The sequence below is a fragment of the Streptomyces sp. NPDC057939 genome (genome assembly GCF_042887545.1).
Classification (GTDB): Bacteria; Actinomycetota; Actinomycetes; order Streptomycetales; family Streptomycetaceae; genus Streptomyces.
This window is the reverse complement of record NZ_JBHVPG010000057.1, coordinates 38,246-55,348: the sequence shown is the minus strand read 5'-3', so window position 1 is coordinate 55,348 and position 17,103 is coordinate 38,246. Positions and strand designations below refer to the sequence as shown.

General features: G+C 71.4%; 18 protein-coding genes. 11 read left to right on the top strand and 7 right to left on the bottom strand.

Going from position 1 to position 17,103, the window contains the following annotated elements:
• Positions 1-168 precede the first annotated feature (168 nt).
• Positions 169-372 (bottom strand): cold-shock protein, encoded by a 204-nt coding sequence (locus ACFVS6_RS36650; RefSeq protein WP_015610594.1) that lies wholly within the window; start codon positions 370-372, stop codon positions 169-171.
• Positions 373-609: 237 nt separating this feature from the next.
• On the opposite strand from ACFVS6_RS36650, the gene ACFVS6_RS36645 reads away from it, so the two are divergent.
• From ACFVS6_RS36645 to ACFVS6_RS36630, 4 genes are all read left to right on the top strand, one after another.
• Complete coding sequence (locus ACFVS6_RS36645) at positions 610-1,467, top strand: menaquinone biosynthetic enzyme MqnA/MqnD family protein (protein WP_389710871.1); 858 nt, start codon at positions 610-612, stop codon at positions 1,465-1,467.
• A 326-nt stretch (positions 1,468-1,793) separates the two neighbouring features.
• Positions 1,794-3,623 carry a serine/threonine-protein kinase gene (locus ACFVS6_RS36640; RefSeq protein WP_389710875.1) on the top strand — a complete coding sequence of 610 codons (1,830 nt, stop codon included), beginning with the start codon at positions 1,794-1,796 and terminating at the stop codon, positions 3,621-3,623.
• Positions 3,624-3,729: 106 nt separating this feature from the next.
• Positions 3,730-4,929, top strand: coding sequence for a cyclic dehypoxanthinyl futalosine synthase (gene mqnC, locus ACFVS6_RS36635; protein ID WP_281205095.1), 1,200 nt, complete (start codon positions 3,730-3,732; stop codon positions 4,927-4,929).
• A gap of 19 nt (positions 4,930-4,948) precedes the next feature.
• Positions 4,949-5,593 (top strand): hypothetical protein, encoded by a 645-nt coding sequence (locus ACFVS6_RS36630; protein WP_389710870.1) that lies wholly within the window; start codon positions 4,949-4,951, stop codon positions 5,591-5,593.
• Here ACFVS6_RS36630 and ACFVS6_RS36625 read toward each other — a convergent pair.
• A complete protein-coding gene (locus tag ACFVS6_RS36625) occupies positions 5,559-5,918 on the bottom strand; it encodes a helix-turn-helix transcriptional regulator (RefSeq protein ID WP_389710869.1) in 360 nt (119 codons plus the stop codon). The two genes, ACFVS6_RS36630 and ACFVS6_RS36625, sit on opposite strands and share 35 nt — an antisense overlap.
• 32 nt (positions 5,919-5,950) lie before the next feature.
• On the bottom strand, positions 5,951-6,871 hold the full coding sequence (locus ACFVS6_RS36620; protein WP_389710868.1) for a DUF3152 domain-containing protein: 921 nt from the start codon (positions 6,869-6,871) through the stop codon (positions 5,951-5,953).
• A 231-nt stretch (positions 6,872-7,102) separates the two neighbouring features.
• Here ACFVS6_RS36620 and ACFVS6_RS36615 point away from each other — a divergent pair, with 231 nt between their 5' ends.
• Together ACFVS6_RS36615 and ACFVS6_RS36610 are read left to right on the top strand one after the other, a co-directional pair.
• Complete coding sequence (locus tag ACFVS6_RS36615) at positions 7,103-7,795, top strand: demethylmenaquinone methyltransferase (protein ID WP_389710867.1); 693 nt, start codon at positions 7,103-7,105, stop codon at positions 7,793-7,795.
• A 39-nt stretch (positions 7,796-7,834) separates the two neighbouring features.
• Complete coding sequence (locus ACFVS6_RS36610; protein WP_389710874.1) at positions 7,835-8,731, top strand: glutaminase; 897 nt, start codon at positions 7,835-7,837, stop codon at positions 8,729-8,731.
• Between the two features lie 282 nt (positions 8,732-9,013).
• Here ACFVS6_RS36610 and ACFVS6_RS36605 read toward each other — a convergent pair whose 3' ends face one another.
• The gene (locus tag ACFVS6_RS36605; RefSeq protein WP_389710866.1) at positions 9,014-9,544 is read right to left on the bottom strand and encodes a GNAT family N-acetyltransferase; all 531 of its coding nucleotides are present in this window, start codon (positions 9,542-9,544) and stop codon (positions 9,014-9,016) included.
• 98 nt (positions 9,545-9,642) lie between these two features.
• Between ACFVS6_RS36605 and ACFVS6_RS36600 the strand changes: the two genes are divergently transcribed.
• Complete coding sequence (locus ACFVS6_RS36600) at positions 9,643-10,926, top strand: geranylgeranyl reductase family protein (protein ID WP_362881947.1); 1,284 nt, start codon at positions 9,643-9,645, stop codon at positions 10,924-10,926.
• Between the two features lie 86 nt (positions 10,927-11,012).
• Here ACFVS6_RS36600 and ACFVS6_RS36595 read toward each other — a convergent pair whose 3' ends face one another.
• The 3 genes from ACFVS6_RS36595 to ACFVS6_RS36585 form a co-directional block, all read right to left on the bottom strand.
• Positions 11,013-11,276, bottom strand: a complete 264-nt coding sequence (locus ACFVS6_RS36595) for a hypothetical protein (RefSeq protein WP_389710865.1) — start codon at positions 11,274-11,276, stop codon at positions 11,013-11,015.
• Between the two features lie 112 nt (positions 11,277-11,388).
• On the bottom strand, positions 11,389-11,856 hold the full coding sequence (locus ACFVS6_RS36590; RefSeq protein WP_389710864.1) for a hypothetical protein: 468 nt from the start codon (positions 11,854-11,856) through the stop codon (positions 11,389-11,391).
• Between the two features lie 481 nt (positions 11,857-12,337).
• The gene (locus ACFVS6_RS36585) at positions 12,338-13,237 is read right to left on the bottom strand and encodes a C40 family peptidase (protein ID WP_389710863.1); all 900 of its coding nucleotides are present in this window, start codon (positions 13,235-13,237) and stop codon (positions 12,338-12,340) included.
• An 851-nt stretch (positions 13,238-14,088) separates the two neighbouring features.
• Between ACFVS6_RS36585 and ACFVS6_RS36580 the strand changes: the two genes are divergently transcribed.
• The 4 genes from ACFVS6_RS36580 to ACFVS6_RS36565 are packed head-to-tail and all read left to right on the top strand — an operon-like array spanning position 14,089 to position 17,068.
• Entirely contained in the window at positions 14,089-14,448 is a 360-nt protein-coding gene (locus tag ACFVS6_RS36580) for an NADH-quinone oxidoreductase subunit A (protein ID WP_030773548.1), read from the top strand.
• A 15-nt stretch (positions 14,449-14,463) separates the two neighbouring features.
• Complete coding sequence (locus ACFVS6_RS36575; RefSeq protein ID WP_266381642.1) at positions 14,464-15,018, top strand: NADH-quinone oxidoreductase subunit B family protein; 555 nt, start codon at positions 14,464-14,466, stop codon at positions 15,016-15,018.
• Positions 15,015-15,746, top strand: coding sequence for an NADH-quinone oxidoreductase subunit C (locus tag ACFVS6_RS36570; protein ID WP_389710862.1), 732 nt, complete (start codon positions 15,015-15,017; stop codon positions 15,744-15,746). The genes ACFVS6_RS36575 and ACFVS6_RS36570 overlap by 4 nt, the downstream gene beginning before the upstream one ends.
• Positions 15,746-17,068 carry an NADH-quinone oxidoreductase subunit D gene (locus ACFVS6_RS36565; protein WP_389710861.1) on the top strand — a complete coding sequence of 441 codons (1,323 nt, stop codon included), beginning with the start codon at positions 15,746-15,748 and terminating at the stop codon, positions 17,066-17,068. Before ACFVS6_RS36570 ends, ACFVS6_RS36565 begins: the two co-directional genes overlap by 1 nt.
• The last annotated feature ends 35 nt before the right edge of the window (positions 17,069-17,103 follow it).

Here is a 17,103-nt window from a genome sequence, read left to right as displayed (position 1 = left end):
CCGTTCCCACGGTGACCGGCCGGCGGCCTTCTCCCCTTCCCCCTGTCCCGCGCGACGGGGCACGGGGCACGGGCGAAAAGGCAGGAGCCCCGCCACCTCCGCTCGCACGGAGGAGCCAGGGCTCCTTGGGTACTGCTTAATCCAACCGCGATCCGGTCGGCCAGGCGACTAGGCCGGGATAACGTTCTCCGCCTGCGGGCCCTTCGGACCCTGCGTGACGTCGAAGGTCACCTGCTGGTTCTCCTCCAGGGAGCGGAAGCCAGAGGCGTTGATCGCGGAGTAGTGGACGAAGACATCCGGGCCGCCGCCGTCCTGGGCGATGAAGCCGAAGCCCTTTTCAGCGTTGAACCACTTCACGGTTCCGGTAGCCATGAGCCCTCCTATGGGCCAAAGGGTCGCCCTGCTCCAGAACCTGCTAAGAAGTCTGAAAACTACAAAAGCCTGCGGGTCACATTCTCCGCAGGCCTCGTACTGCAAGGGAAACCAAACTGCAACTTGCGTCGAGCCTAGCACGCACCCTGTGGCGGAGACCAGAGGGAAAGATCACGTCACCCGGACGTTTGAGACCCGCGCGATGGCTGACGGAGAGCCGGGGGCTAGTCTCGCGATGTGGACGTCTACCGCAGCCGGCCCCGCGTCGGCCACATCCAGTTCCTGAACTGCCTGCCCCTCTACTGGGGACTGGCCCGAACCGGCACGCTGCTGGACCTGGAGCTGACCAAGGACACCCCCGAGAAACTCAGCGAGCGCCTCGTACGGGGCGAGCTCGACATCGCGCCCATCACCCTCGTCGAGTACCTCCGCAACGCGGACGAGCTCGTCGCCTTCCCCGACCTCGCGGTCGGCTGCGACGGCCCCGTCATGTCCTGCGTCATCGTTTCGCAGGTCCCGCTGGAGCAGCTCGACGGCGCCCGGGTCGCCCTCGGATCGACCTCCCGGACCTCCGTCCGCCTCGCCCAACTGCTCCTCGCCGAGCAGTACGGGGTGGCGCCCGAGTACTACTCCTGCCCCCCTGACCTGGGGGTGATGATGCAGGAGGCCGACGCGGCCGTGCTGATCGGCGACGCCGCGCTGCGCGCCTCGCTGCACGACGCGCCCCGGCTGGGGCTGGCCGTCCACGACCTCGGGCAGATGTGGAAGGACTGGACCGGGCTGCCGTTCGTCTTCGCCGTCTGGGCCGCCCGCAAGGACTACCTGGCCCGCGAGCCCGACGTCGTCTCCAAGGTCCACCGGGCCTTCCTCGCCTCCCGGGACGTCTCCCTCGCGGAAGTGGCCAAGGTCGCCAAGCAGGCCGCCCGCTGGGAGGCCTTCGATGCCGAGCTGCTGGAGCGCTACTTCACCACGCTCGACTTCCGTTTCGGCCCGGAACAACTGGCCGGCGTACGCGAATTCGCACGCCGTACGGGGCCCACGACCGGTTACTCCTCGGATGTCGCCGTGGAGCTCCTGGAGGTGGCCGCTCCGTAAGCCCCGGGCGGGTTATCCCCGGGGCGATTCCGCTTCCGGAAAGTGAATGCGCGGTTTCCCGGGAATTCGTTCCCCATTCGCCCTCGTGTACCGCAAACGGGCGGGGGAACCTCCCCCGGGAAATGCACGCATTTGCCGGGGGTTCCACCGCGGCCGGGCGGACACGGTCCCGGTGGCGGCGCCGGGGGCGCCGGTGTTCCTCGTGTTCCCGCCCCTCGTGCCCCCTCCTCCTCGTACCCCTCCGGCGGCCCACCGCGGGCGGGGTCGAAGCCCTAAGGTGCTGTGGTGTTCAGGTGACGTCACACAGCGCGGGGGACGGGGAAGCGATGCAGCCGCTCGAAGCCGGTGAACCGCGGACGATCGGGGCGTACCGGCTGCTGGGCCGGCTCGGTGCGGGCGGCATGGGCCGCGTCTACCTGGGGCGCAGCGCCGGCGGCCGGACCGTGGCGGTGAAGATCGTGCACCCGCACTTCGCCTCGGACGAGGAGTTCCGGGCCCGGTTCCGCCGTGAGGTGGAGGCCGCGCGCCGGGTCGGCGGGGAGTGGACGGCGCCGGTGCTGGACGCCGACCCGGAGGCGGCCGTGCCGTGGGTGGCGACGGGATACGTGGCGGGCCCCTCCCTGGACCGGGCCGTGGCGGGGCACGGGCCGCTGCCCGCGGCCGCGGTGCGGGCCGTCGGCGCGGGGTTGGCGCGGGCCCTGGTCGCGGTGCACGCGCTGGGCCTCGTCCACCGGGACGTGAAGCCGTCGAACGTGATGCTGACCCTCGACGGGCCCCGGCTGATCGACTTCGGGATCGCCCGGGCCACGGACGGCACGGCCTCGCTGACCTCGACCGGGGTGTCCGTCGGCTCGCCGGGCTACATGTCGCCCGAGCAGATCCTCGGCAAGGGCATCACGGCGGCGGCGGACGTCTTCTCGTTGGGCGCCGTCCTGGCCTTCGCGGCGACGGGACGGCCCCCCTTCAGCGGCGACAACTCGGCGACCCTCCTCTACAAGGTGGTGCACGAGCCGCCGGAGCTCGACGGGATCCCGGCCGGGGAACTGCGCACGCTCATCGAGTCCTGCCTGGCCAAGGCGGCGTCCGAGCGGCCCGCGCCCGAGGATCTGGTGGTGGCCCTGGGTGCCGCGCCGGCCGCCCCCGGGTGGCTGCCGGCGCCGCTGGTGGAGGAGGCGAGCCGGGCGGCCGTCGCCCTGCTGGACCTGGACGCCGACCCCGCCGGGGCGGGCGGGACCGGGGGTCCCGGGCAGGAGGCCGGTTCGGGGCCGGTGCCGTGGACGTCCGCCTCCTCCGGACCCGTCGCGGGGGCCGGCTACGGCGCGCCGGACCCCTCCTACGGCGGCGCCCTCCCGGGCCCCGGGGGCACGGGCGGCTCCCCGTACTCCGCCCCGGCGGGCCCGTACGGCGCCTTCGGTGCGGGCGGCGCGGCGCACGCCGCTCCCACGGAGACGGCGGGCGGCGGCCCCGACGGGACCGGTGGGACGGGCGGGACCGCCAGCGGCGTGCCCGGCCCGCGGCCGGCTCTCGACGGGCGCCGGGTCACGGTGAGCGCGGCCGGGCGGCGCTTCAGCTGCACCGTCGTCCTCGCGGCGGCGGCCGTCCTGGCGGCGGTGTCCGGCGGTCTGTACGGAATGGGGTTGTTCCCCGGCGACGACGGGCGCCGTGAGTCCGCGAGCAGCGGTCCCCGTCCCTCGGGGTCCGCGCCGGCGGACACCGACCCGGCGGCGTCCCCACCCGCCACCACCCCGTCGGCCGGCCCCTCCGCGTCCGGGTCGACCCCGCCCCGGGGGACGCGGGGCGACGTACCGAAGGAACTGGTCGGGACCTGGAAGGGGACCGTCACGACCGCCCGCATGGGTGTCCCGAGCGAGTTCGAGATCACCATCAGGGGCGGCAAGGTCGGCGAGGTCGTGGCCCGCGACAAGTCGGTCGTCGAACTCCTCGGCACCGACTGCGGCGGCGACTGGAAGCTGACGTCGGCCACCGACCGCTCGCTCGTCCTGGACACCTCGGGCGGCCCCAACCCGGCCCCCGGCATCTGCTCGAACGGCTCCGCCGACGAACGGTTCGCCCTCAACGCGAACGGGACCCTGCACTACACGTCGGGCGACCGGGCCGCCGGTAACCCGGAGGGCGACCTCACGCGCAGCCCCTGACCGGCCCGTGCCGGCGCCGCACCCGGCCCCTGATCGGGGCGCACCGGCCCTGGCGTACGCTGGATCGGTCCGGACCCTTGACACACCGCCGAAAGGTGACGCACCGGTGACCGACCAGGCCGCTCTCCAGTCTGTCCTCGACCGTGCCGCCGCAGGGGGCCGGATCACTCGGGAAGAGGCCCTCGACCTCTACCGGCACGCCCCGTTGCACGCGCTCGGCCAGGCCGCCGACGCCGCACGTCGGCTGCGCTACGCCGGTACGGAGCACATCGCGACGTACATCATCGAGCGCAACATCAACTACACCAACGTGTGCGTCACGGCGTGCAAGTTCTGCGCCTTCTACGCGGCGCCCAAGGACAAGAAGAAGGGCTGGTCCCGGGACCTCGACGACATCCTGCGCCGCTGCGCGGAGACCGTGGAGCTCGGCGGCACCCAGATCATGTTCCAGGGCGGGCACCACCCGGACTACGGCGTCGAGTACTACGAGCACCACTTCGGGGCCATCAAGAAGGAATTCCCGCAGCTGGTCATCCACTCCCTCGGCGCGTCCGAGGTCGAGCACATGGCCCGCATCTCGGGCGTCTCGGCGGAGGAGGCCATCCAGCGGATCCACGCCGCCGGCCTGGACTCCTTCGCGGGCGCCGGCGCCGAACTGCTGCCCGCGCGGCCCCGCAAGGCGATCGCCCCGCTCAAGGAGTCCGGCGAGCGCTGGCTGGAGATCATGGAGATCGCCCACCGGCTGGGCGTGGAGTCCACCTCCACGATGCTGATGGGCACCGGCGAGACCAACGCCGAGCGCATCGAGCACATCGCGATGATCCGGGACACGCAGGACCGCACCGGCGGCTTCCGCGCGTTCATCCCGTACACGTACCAGCCCGAGAACAACCACCTCAAGGGCCGCACCCAGGCGACCGTCTTCGAGTACCTGCGCATGATCGCCATCGCGCGGCTGTTCCTCGACAACGTCGCCCACATCCAGGGCTCCTGGCTCACCGTCGGCAAGGAGGCGGGGCAGCTGTCCCTGCACTACGGCGCCGACGACCTCGGTTCGATCATGCTGGAGGAGAACGTCGTCTCCTCGGCCGGTGCCAAGCACCGCTCGAACCGGCAGGAGATCATCGACCTGATCCGCAAGGCGGGCCGCACCCCGGCACAGCGTGCGACGACGTACGAGCACCTCCTCGTGCACGACGACCCGGCGAACGACCCCGTCGACGACCGCGTCGCCTCGCACATCTCCTCCATCGCCATCGAGGGCGGCACCGCGCACCCCGAGCTGAAGCTCATCTCCTCGAACTGACGGCGGGGACCGACGCCCGATGCTGACGCTGCACACCGCCGAACTCCTCCTCACCGGAGCGGGGTCGACGCCGCTGGAGGGCGGCGCCGTCCTCGTCGACGGCGACCGGATCGTCCGCGCGGGCCCGTACGAGGAGCTCGCCGCGGACGCCCCGCACGCCCGGGTGCGGCGCTGGCCCGGCGTGCTGACGCCGGGGCTCCTGGCGCGCGGCGCCGACGAACTGCTGGAGCGGACGTACTACCCGGACGACCCGTACGAGATCACCGAGCTCGGGGCGGATCCGATCACCGGGCGGGACGCCCTCGACGCGCTGGGGATGACCGAGGCGCGCTGGGGCAACAGCGCCCGCCGCGGCACGCAGAAGCTGCTCGCGCGCGGGGTGGTGGCGGTCGCCGGACGGTTCACCGTCGGATCGGTGCGCACCGCGGTGGTCCGCTCGGGTCTCGCCGTGCTGCCGCCGGTCCCCTACGAGGGGCGGCCGGCGCTGGATCCGTTCGCCGGTCGGGAGAGCGCCGAGGACGCCTTCCACGGGGTCCTGGCGGTCGGCGCGCCGGCCCGGTTCGCGGTGTTCGCGGTGCCGTCCCCGGAGGACCTCGCCGTGCTCGGCGCGGACACCTGCGTGGCGACCGTCATCGGGGGCCGTCTGCTGCACCGGCGCCGCTGAGCGGGGCGGCGTCGGCGGTCGGGACGCCGTCGCCGGTCGGGAGTTCACCGGGCCGCTCGGGCTCCTGGAGGCGGCCGTCGCGGGCGAGGGCGGCCAGCAGGCAGGCCTGGAGGCGGCTGATGCCGCCGAGCTTGGCCCGTATGTTGCCCACGTGGAACTTGACGGTGCTGACCGACAGTTGGAGCTCGGCGGCGAGTTCCGCGTTGGAGGCGCCCGTCGCCAGGAACAGGAACACCGCCGACTCCTGCTCCGTCAACCGCACCCGGGGCGGTTCGGCGGCGTAGGACGGGAACCAGGCGGGGACGCTGAAGCTGACGACGCGCACGTTTCCCGCTCCTCACCCCGGACGCTCCTGTGTCAGGGGACGCGCGGACCGGCCAGGTAGGTTCCCGCGGCGTCGAACGGCCACGCGTTGGACGTACAGCCGAGCAGCCCCTTGATCTGCTGCATCATCGCGGGCGCCGGCTGCCCGGCCCCGGGGCAGGTCTCGTGTTCTCGACCGAGTTCGTGGCCCACCTCGTGGTTCACGATCAGCGCCCGGTACTCCTCCACCGTCCCGCTGAACTGCGGGGACCCCTCCTGCCAGCGCTTGAGGTTGACCACTACGGTGTGCCCGGCCCGGCAGTTGGTCTCGCCGACCAGTTCGGGCGTGAGGACCTCGCACAGCCGGTCGGTGGTCGACGGCGTGGCGATCTTCACGGTGAAGTCCACGGGCTGTCCGGGCCCGGCCAGCCGGAATCCGTACGCCGGGTCGCGGATCCAGCCGCGCGGATCCCCGAGGACCGCCTCGACGGCGCGGGCGGCGGCGTTCGCGTCGACCCCGCTGCCCTGCTCGACCTCGACCCGCCAGCTCCGCGCGGGTCCCTTGCCCTGGGCCTGACCGGCGACGGTGGAGGCCGTGAACACCCCCGGGCCCGCGGCCGGCGCGGACGGGCCCGCCGACGCCGACGCCTTCGGGGAGGCCGGTGCGGAGGGCGACGCGGTGTGGCCCCTGGACGGCTCCGCCGTTGCGCGGCGGCTCTGCCGGGGCGCGGGGGAGCCGGGCGCGGGGGAGCCCGCGGAGGCCTCCTCCGGGGCGCGTTCCGTGGGCGGCGCGCCCCGCCCGTCGGCGACCGTGGCGACCTCCGGGTTGCCGGGGGCCATGGTGTACGCGGTGACGGTGAGCGCGATCAGCGCCGTCGTGCCGAGGATCGTACGGCGCAGCCGTCTACGGCGTTCGGCCCGGCGCAGCGCGCGCGAACCACTTCTGGGACGACCGGTCGAGCGGCCTGCCGGCATGCGTGAGCCCTTTGCTAGGTGAGGGCACCCAGTGTGCCCGTGCCCTACCGGGCCGTCGGTGCGGTGGGAGCCCGCGCCCAGTCAACCCACCCGCACGCCGCACCACAACTGTCCTCGGGGCCAGTCCCGGGCCGGACCGGGGCACGGGCGGGGGCGTGGGCGGGGGCGTGGCGGGCGGCCTGAGAGGATGGCTGCGTATCTGTCGATCCGCACAGCGAGGGGCCAACGCCAGTGACAAGGGCTTCCCTGGACAAGCAGCCGCACGAAGTCGCCTCCATGTTCGATGGTGTGGCGGCGAACTACGACCTCACCAACGACGTCCTGTCCCTCGGCCAGGACCGGGTGTGGCGCAAGGCGGTCGCCAAGGCGGTCGCCGCCCGTCCCGGACAGAAGGTCCTCGACCTCGCCGCCGGCACGGCCACCTCCTCGCTGCCGTTCGCCGCGACCGGTGCGTACGTCGTCCCCTGCGACTTCTCCCTCGGGATGCTCCGCGAGGGCAAGAAGAAGCACTCCTGGCTGCCGCTGACCGCGGGCGACGCGACGAAGCTGCCGTTCAAGGACGACGTCTTCGACTCCGTGACGATCTCCTTCGGGCTGCGCAACGTCCAGGACACCGACGCCGCGCTGCGCGAGCTGTACCGGGTGACGAAGCCCGGCGGCCAGGTCGTGATCTGCGAGTTCTCGCAGCCGACGTGGGCGCCGCTGCGGACCGTCTACATGGAGTACCTGATGCGCGCGCTGCCGCCGGTGGCCCGCGCCGTGTCGTCGAACCCGGACGCGTACGTGTACCTCGCCGAGTCGATCCGCGAGTGGCCGGACCAGCCGGCGCTGGCCGCGCTCCTGCAGAAGGCCGGCTGGGGAAACGTCGCCTGGCGCAACCTGACGGGCGGCATCGTCGCCCTGCACCGCGGCACCAAGGCGTAGCGGACGGTGGTGGAGACCGGCTCCTTCGACTGGGCGGCGCTGCTGGAGCAGGTCGCCGCGGACGTCGCCCCGCTCGTCGGCAGCGGCACGCCCGCCGAGTACATTCCGGCGCTCGCGACGGTGGAACCCCGTAGCTTCGGCATGGCGCTCGCCGACCTCGACGGCAACGTCTTCGGCGTCGGCGACTGGCGGACCCCGTTCTCCACCCAGTCGATCACCAAGGTGTTCTCGCTGGCCCTGGCCCTCGCAGAGGGTGGCGACAGCCTGTGGGAGCGGGTGGGGCGGGAGCCGTCCGGCAACCCGTTCAACTCCCTCGTCCAGCTGGAGTACGAGAACGGCATCCCGCGCAACCCGTTCATCAACGCGGGCGCGCTCGTCGTCACCGACCGGCTCCAGAGCCTGACCGGCGACGCGAGCAGCGAACTGTTGGAGTTCCTGCGTCAGGAGAGCGGCAACCCGGGCCTCGGCTTCGACGCCGAGGTGGCCGCGTCCGAGCAGGAACACGGCGACCGGAACGCGGCCGTCGCCCATTTCATGGCCTCGTACGGGAACATCGACAACCCGGTACCGGCGCTGCTGGAGCACTACTTCTGGCAGTGCTCCATCGAGATGAGCTGCGCCGACCTCGCCCTGGCCGGCCGCTTCCTGGCCCGGCACGGGCTGCGCGCGGACGGCTCGCGGCTGCTGACGCGCAGCGAGGCCAAGCAGATCAACGCGGTGATGCTGACCTGCGGGACGTACGACGCGGCGGGGGAGTTCGCCTACCGGGTCGGGCTGCCGGGCAAGAGCGGCGTCGGAGGCGGCATCGTCGCGGTCGTCCCGGGCCTGTGCACCCTCGCGGCCTGGAGCCCGGGCCTCGACGCCCAGGGCAACTCGGTGGCGGGCGTTGCCGCCCTGGACCGCTTCACGACCCTGACGGGCCTGTCGGTCTTCTGACGCCGGCCCGGCCAGGCCGCGGGCGGCAGAAACCAGCCCCGCCGGCGTTTGAGGCGCGGGACCGGAGACGCGCCCCGTCCAGCCCCGCCGGCGTTTGAGGCGCGGGGTGCGGGGCGGAGCCCCGGAAGGGGTTCGGGGGCGCAGCCCCCGGGCCCCCGGGTCCGGGCGGAGCCCGGGAAACGGAGAAAGGGCGGGTCGGGGAACGGCCCCGCGCAGCGGCACACCCGCAAGGCACCCCCCGCCCCGGAACCCCTCACCGTGGGGACGGGAACGTCAACGCACTCAGCCGGCGTCGAAGACCAACTCGTAGCGCCGCCCGTACCGCGTACCGCTCGGCAGCAGGAACCGCTCCGCGAGCGTCATCCCCAGCCGCTCCGCGACAGCGATCGACCGCGCGTTCGCGTCGTCGATCATCGCGACCACCCGCGGCACCCCCGCCTCCCGCACCCGCTCCAGCGCGGCCAGCGCGGCCGCGTACGCGTAGCCCCGCCCCCACGCGGAGCGCCCGAGGCGCCAGCCGATCTCGATCTCACCGACCGGCCCCCACGCCTTCTCCGCCGGCCACGGCTGCGCCCCGGTGAAGCCGATGACCTCGCCTTCCGCGTCCAGCAATGTCCACAGGCAGTGGCCGAGTTGGGCGTCGTGCATCCGCTGCCGGGCGGTGAATTCGACGTACGAGGACAGTTCGGCGGGGCCGCCGAGGAACTCCATCACGTCCGGGTCGTCGAAGACCCCGTGCCAGGCGTGGGCGTCCTCGTGGGTGGGTACGCGCAGGCGTACGTCGGGGAGGGGCCGGGTGGGCGAGGTGGTCATAGGGGGCAGCCCTTCGGATCGTGATCTCTCTCGCTGCTTAGACTGCACTTGTCCGGTGCCGCCTGGCACCCTATATCGAGCCTTCGGGAGACCCCGCAGTGACCGAGCCCCTCTCCGAACACTCCGCGGATGTGATCGTCGTCGGCGCCGGTCCGGCCGGCTCCACCACCGCCTACTACCTCGCCAAGGCCGGACTGGACGTCCTGCTGCTGGAGAAGACGGCGTTCCCGCGCGAGAAGGTCTGCGGTGACGGTCTGACCCCGCGTGCCACCAAGCAGCTCGTGTCGATGGGCATCGACATCTCGGAAGAGGCGGGCTGGCTCCGCAACAAGGGTCTGCGGATCATCGGCGGTGGGCAGCGGCTCCAGCTGGACTGGCCGGAACTCGCCTCCTACCCGGACTACGGACTCGTCCGCAAGCGCGACGACTTCGACGAGACGCTCGCCCGTCAGGCGCAGAAGGCCGGCGCGCGGCTGTACGAGCGGTGCAACGTCGGCGAGCCCGTGCGCGACCCGCGCACCGGGCACATCACGGGCGTGCAGGCGAAGCTGGGCGAGGAGAAGACCCCGGTCACCTTCCACGCGCCGCTGGTCGTCGCCGCCGACGGCAACTCCTCGCGGCTGTCCCTCGCGATGGGCCTGCACCGGCGCGAGGACCGCCCGATGGGCGTCGCGGTCCGTACGTACTTCACCTCGCCGCGGCACGACGACGACTACCTGGAGTCCTGGCTGGAGCTGTGGGACCGGCGCGGTCCGCAGGACCGGCTGCTGCCCGGCTACGGCTGGATCTTCGGCATGGGCGACGGCACGTCCAACGTCGGTCTCGGCATCCTGAACTCCTCCTCCGCGTTCAAGGAGCTGGACTGGCGCGAGGTCCTCAAGGCGTGGTGCGCGTCCATGCCGGAGGACTGGGGCTACACCCCGGAGAACATGACGCAGCCGATCCGCGGGGCGGCGCTGCCCATGGCGTTCAACCGGCAGCCGCACTACACGAAGGGGCTGCTGCTCGTCGGTGACGCGGGCGGCCTCGTCAACCCGTTCAACGGCGAGGGCATCGCCTACGCGATGGAGTCCGGGCAGATCGCCGCCGATGTCATCGTGCAGGCCCACTCCCGTGCCACGCCGTCGCTGCGCGAACTGACGCTGCACAGCTACCCGAAGGTGCTGAAGGAGACGTACGGCGGTTACTACACGCTGGGCCGTGCCTTCGTGAAGCTGATCGGCAACCCGAAGGTGATGAAGCTGGCCACGCAGCGCGGCCTGACCCACCCCGTACTGATGAAGTTCACGCTGAAGATGTTGGCCAACCTGACCGACCCGACGGGCGGCGACGCGATGGACCGCATCATCAACGGCCTGAGCAAGGTGGCCCCGAAGGCCTGACCGCGAGCCGGCCGAACCCGCCGGCCGAACCCGCCGGCCGAACGCCGCCGGTCGCGGTCGTCATCGCGGGCGCGGGCCCGGGGGCCTCAGGTGCCCGGGCCCGGTTCGGTCGGTGGGTTCGGGTGGCCGTGCACCGCGCGTATGCCGTGCGCCAGGAGCAGCAGGCCCGTCAGGAGCAGGGCTGCCGAGGCGGTCCATTCGAGGCCCAGGGCCAGCGGGTGGCCCGGCCTGTTCCAGGGGCGGGTGGTGGTCAGCAGCCAGCCGCCCGCCGCGAGGAGGGCGAGTCCGGTGGCGGCCGGTGCGGCGCCTGCGTCGGCGGCGCCGGGGGTTTCGTACGGCTCGGTGTTCACGGCACCACCACCTCCAGGGATCGGACCGGCCCGCGCGGGCCGGGGTGTACCGCCGTCCATCTTCGCAGGGTCCGCGCGGTCGTCGAACGCCGGTCCGCGGGAGCCCCGTACGTCACCGGAGCGTTTTGTTCGCCTCGCGGCACTTACGGGTGGCTTCGAGGTACTTCTTCCTGAGTTCGTCGGTCTGTTCCGCGGGCGCGGACCGCTCGTCGGCGGTGCCGGTCACCGGGTCCGGATCCGGGTACCAGGAGATGCCCTCCGCGCGCACGCACTCGGACTCCTCGCGGGCGGCGGCCAGGACCTCCGGGGTGACGGGCGCGGCGGAGGCCGGTGCCGGAAGCTTCGACCGGCAGGCCGCCTCGGCGGCGGGGAGCGTTTCGTGCGGCTTGTCCTTGTCGACGCGGGGCGTCCCGTTGTCGAGCAGTACGACCGGAACGCCTTTGTCCTTCAGGCAGTCGTAGTAGGCGACCTCGGCCGCGCCCGGAGGCGGACTGGCGCTCGCCGAAGGGTCCTTTTCCCCGGAACAGGCGCTGAGTGCGAGAGAAAGGGCGAGGACCACGACGGGCAGGGTTTTGCGCATGGTTGGAGACGCTTTCCTCGGGGCGGGATGCGGGGCGGGACGCGGGTGTTCGGTGGTGTCGCACGAGCCCTACGGGACGGGCCCGCGACCGCCGATGCCGATCCTGGTCGCGACGCCGGTTGCGTGACAAGTGGCTTGTCATACAAAGGTATTGATGGGGCGTCAGTGGGATTGCGGAAAGCGCCGGTGAGAGAGTCCGGGAAAGGACCGGCGAATGCGCCGGCATGCGGGGCGGGGTGACGGGAATCGGTGCCGGAGTTTTCCCGGCCGCCCCGGAATTCGCTTCTCCTCGCGGTGCGCAATGGACATCGACGCAATGGACATCGGCGCAATGGGCGCCGGCGCAATGGGCGCCGGCGCGATGGCGGGCGACTTCGGCCCGGTCCGGCGGATTTCCGGTGCGCCGCCCCCGGGCACGACGAAGGGCCGGTACTCCACCCCCGAGCGGGGGAGTACCGGCCCTTCGTGACGAGCGGTCCGATCAGAGGAGACGGACGGCGCCCGTGGGCATGTCGTAGTTCATGGGGCGCTCGACGATCCCGGTGTTGGGGTTCTGGGCACCGATGAACTTGCCGCCACCGGAGTACACGGCGACGTGGTACGCGCTGCCCTTGGCGCCCCAGTAGACGATGTCGCCCGGCTGCAGGGCGCTCAGGGACACCGAGCGGCCGGCGGTGGACTGCGCCTGGGAGGTGCGCGGCAGGGAGATCCCGGCCTGCTTGTAGGCGGCCTGGACGAGCCCGGAGCAGTCGAACGAGGACGGGCCGGTGCCGCCCATGACGTACGCCTTGCCGAGCTGCGCGCGGGCGAAGTTGAGGATGGCGGACGCGGAGCCCTTGACGGGCGCCGTGACGGTGCCGCTGCCCTGGCCCGAGCCGCTGCCCGAACCGGAGCCCTTGGAGGGCGTGGAGGAGCCCTGCTCGGCGGAGGTGTTGGAGCCCGAGGCCGTCTGGAGGGAGGTGCGCTCGGAGTCGCGGGCGGCGCGCTCGGCGTCGGCCTTGCGGTCCGCCTCCTCCTTGGCCTTCTTCTCGGCGGCCTGCTGCGCGGTCTCCTTGGCCTGCTTCGCCTCGGCGGCGGCACCCGTACGGGCGCTCTCCTCCTGGGCGTTCAGCTCGCCTTCCACGGCGGCCTCGACGGCCGCGACGCGGGTGGTCTCGGCGGCCGTGGTGACCGCGGAGGACACCTCGGCGCCGAGGTTCAGTTCGAGGACCGGCATTTCCATCGTCGTCTCGGCCACGGGCTCCGCGGACGGGGTCGCGCTCGCGGTCCCGGCCATGGCCAGGGTGCTGAGAACGCCACCGGCAACTCCGGCGCGGACCGCGAGCTTCGAGGCGCTGCGGCGCGGCTTCCGGTGGCTGGGTATGTGAGCGGTGTGGGACATGAGAACAACCGCTATCAGGGGGTGGGCGTCCGCTTCAAGAAACGTGGTCTGCGCCACAGTTGCGCGCGGAGGGCGTTAACCGGGCGCGTCGCGGGCCTTATTGACGCCGTAACGGGCGTAACGGACACCCTTTCACAAGCCTGTGATCATGGGGTTTCAGTGTTTAGTCCGAATTTATCCAGGGCCTACCACTGACCCGCACAGATGGCCAAGCCCTCTTTCGGCGGCCCGGATTCCGTGTGACACAGGTCACAGTAACCTCGGGCTTCGGAGGCTCTGTGGCCGGTCCGTGATCCGACTGTGAGCATGCTGTGCGGTTCGTGAACGGATGCACAGCATCCGCTCCCCTTTCATCCCGCCGTCGACTTCCGGCCACCGGCCCCCCGGGTACCCGCTCGCGGTGCCCGCATTCCCCCCTCGCGCGCGCCCGCACCGCCCGCGCGTCCACTCCCGTCCCGTCGGCTTCCCCCGGTCGGGCGACGGCGATTCCTTTACCACCCTCCCCGCCCTCCCGCCAATTTGCCTGCAAGGGCCACCATTTGATAGGGCAACCGGCGCTCCACCTGCGACGACGAGCGTCAATGTCACCTTTGGTGATCATGTGGATGCCTTGCGTACGAAGATCACCACTCAGCGGGCTTCATGATCGTTCGTCAGGTGGTGGAGATCACAAACTCGGTGTTGTTACCCGTGTCGCAGATCACAGACCGGCAGGCATAAGATGCGCAGCAGTCCGGCTTGTGAACTGCCTCACATGCCCCCGTTCCGACTCCGGGGTGATCTTCGCGAGGCGGGACACGCGGCGCCGGCAGCGGTCCAACGGTCAAGGACGACTGGAAGGAGCGAGGAGCGTGAATGCGTACGCGCCCATCCTCGTGCTCGGCGCCCTCGGCGCAGGGTTTGCGATCTTCTCCGTGGTCATGGCCACGCTGATCGGCCCAAAACGGTACAACCGGGCAAAGCTGGAAGCCTATGAGTGCGGCATCGAACCCACTCCGATGCCCGCCGGCGGCGGTCGCTTCCCCATCAAGTACTACCTGACGGCGATGCTCTTCATCGTCTTCGACATCGAAGTTGTCTTCCTCTACCCCTGGGCCGTCACCTTCGACGCCCTGGGGATCTTCGGGCTCGTCGAGATGCTGCTCTTCGTGCTCACCGTCTTCGTCGCCTACGCCTACGTCTGGCGCCGCGGCGGCCTGGAATGGGACTGAGGGGCTGAATACTCCATGGGACTGGAAGAGAAGCTGCCGAGCGGCTTCCTGCTGACCACCGTCGAACAGGCCGCGGGCTGGGTGCGCAAGTCATCCGTCTTCCCGGCCACGTTCGGCCTCGCGTGCTGCGCGATCGAGATGATGACCACCGGAGCCGGCCGCTACGACCTGGCCCGCTTCGGCATGGAGGTCTTCCGCGGTTCCCCGCGGCAGGCCGATCTGATGATCGTGGCCGGCCGGGTCAGCCAGAAGATGGCGCCGGTGCTGCGGCAGGTGTACGACCAGATGCCCGCTCCGAAGTGGGTCATCTCCATGGGCGTTTGCGCCTCTTCGGGCGGAATGTTCAACAACTACGCGATCGTCCAGGGCGTCGACCACATCGTTCCGGTGGACATCTACCTCCCCGGCTGCCCGCCCCGCCCCGAGATGCTGCTGGACGCGATCCTCAAGCTCCACCAGAAGATCCAGGGCGGCAAGCTCGGCGTGAACCGGGAAGAGGCGGCGCGCGAGGCGGAGGAGGCGGCCCTCAAGGCGCTCCCCACCATCGAGATGAAGGGGCTCCTTCGGTGAGCGACGACCCTGCCGTCGAGAACGGCAATAACGTCCCTGCTCCGCGCGACCGGGAGACCCCTGCCGGCCCCGAGGTGATCGGCGTCCGCAAGGGCATGTTCGGCGCCGCGAACGGCGGCGACACCAGCGGCTACAGCGGCCTGGTCCGCACCGTCGCCCTGCCCGGCGAGAGCGCCCGCCCCTACGGCTCGTACTTCGACGAGGTCGTCGACGAGCTCGAAGGCGCCCTGGAGGAGCAGGACCTGGTGCCCTCCAACGTGATCGAGAAGGTCGTCGTCGACCGGGCGGAGCTGACGCTCCACATCGCGCGCGAGCACCTGCCGCGCGTGGCCTCCACCCTGCGCGACGACCCGGCCCTGCGCTTCGAGCTCTGCACCGGTGTCAGCGCCGTGCACTTCCCCGGCGACAAGGGCCGCGAACTGCACGCCGTCTACCACCTGCGCTCGCTCACCCACGGCCGGATCGTGCGGCTGGAGGTGTCCGCCCCGGACGCCGACCCGCACATCCCGTCGATCGTCTCCGTCTACCCGACGAACGACTGGCACGAGCGCGAGGCGTACGACTTCTTCGGGCTGGTCTTCGACGGCCACCCGGCCCTCACCCGGATCATGATGCCGGACGACTGGCAGGGCTTCCCCCAGCGCAAGGACTACCCGCTCGGCGGCATCGCCGTCGAGTACAAGGGCGCCCAGATCCCGGCTCCCGACCAGCGGAGGTCGTACAGCTGATGTCCACGAACCACGCCTCCTCCCGGGAGACCACGGAAGGCACCGTCTACACCGTCACGGGCGGCGACTGGGACGAGGTCGTCCAGTCGGCGGCCCGCGCGGACGACGAGCGGATCGTCGTCAACATGGGTCCCCAGCACCCGTCCACCCACGGCGTGCTCCGCCTGATCCTGGAGATCGACGGCGAGACCGTCACCGAGGCCCGCTGCGGCATCGGCTACCTCCACACCGGCATCGAGAAGAACCTCGAATTCCGGAACTGGACGCAGGGCACCACCTTCGTGACGCGCATGGACTACCTGACGCCGTTCTTCAACGAGACGGCCTACTGCCTCGGCGTCGAGAAGCTCCTCGGGATCACCGAGCAGATCCCCGACCGCGCGACCGTCATCCGCGTCCTGCTCATGGAACTCAACCGGCTCTCCTCCCACCTGGTGTGCATCGCCACCGGCGGTATGGAGCTGGGCGCCACCACGATCATGATCTACGGGTTCCGGGACCGCGAGCTGATCCTCGACGTCTTCGAGCTGATCACCGGCCTGCGCATGAACCACGCGTTCGTCCGCCCCGGCGGCCTCGCCCAGGACCTGCCCCCCGGCGCCGTCGACCAGCTGCGCGACTTCGTGAAGACCATGAAGAAGAACCTGCCGGAGTACGACAAGCTCGCCACCGGCAACCCCATCTTCAAGGCCCGCATGCAGGACGTCGGCTACCTCGACCTCACCGGCTGCATGGCGCTCGGCGCGACCGGACCCGTCCTGCGCTCCGCCGGACTGCCGCACGACCTGCGCAAGTCGGACCCGTACTGCGGCTACGAGAACTACGAGTTCGACGTGCCGACCACCGAGAGCTGCGACTCCTACGGGCGGTTCCTGATCCGCCTGGAGGAGATGCGCCAGTCGCTGCGGATCGTCGAGCAGTGCCTGGACCGGCTGGAGCCCGGACCGGTCATGGTCGCCGACAAGAAGATCGCCTGGCCCGCCCAGCTCGCCATGGGACCCGACGGCCTCGGCAACTCGCTCGACCACATCAAGAACATCATGGGCACCTCCATGGAGGCCCTCATCCACCACTTCAAGCTGGTGACCGAGGGCTTCCGGGTCCCCGCCGGGCAGGCCTACGCGGCCGTCGAGTCCCCCAAGGGCGAGCTCGGCGTCCACGTCGTCTCCGACGGCGGCACCCGCCCCTACCGGGTCCACTTCCGCGACCCGTCCTTCACCAACCTGCAGGCCATGGCAGCGATGTGCGAGGGCGGCCAGGTCGCCGACGTCATCGTCGCCGTCGCCTCCATCGACCCCGTGATGGGAGGCGTCGACCGATGACAGCCCGTCGTGAAACGCAAGGCATCCAGCTGGGG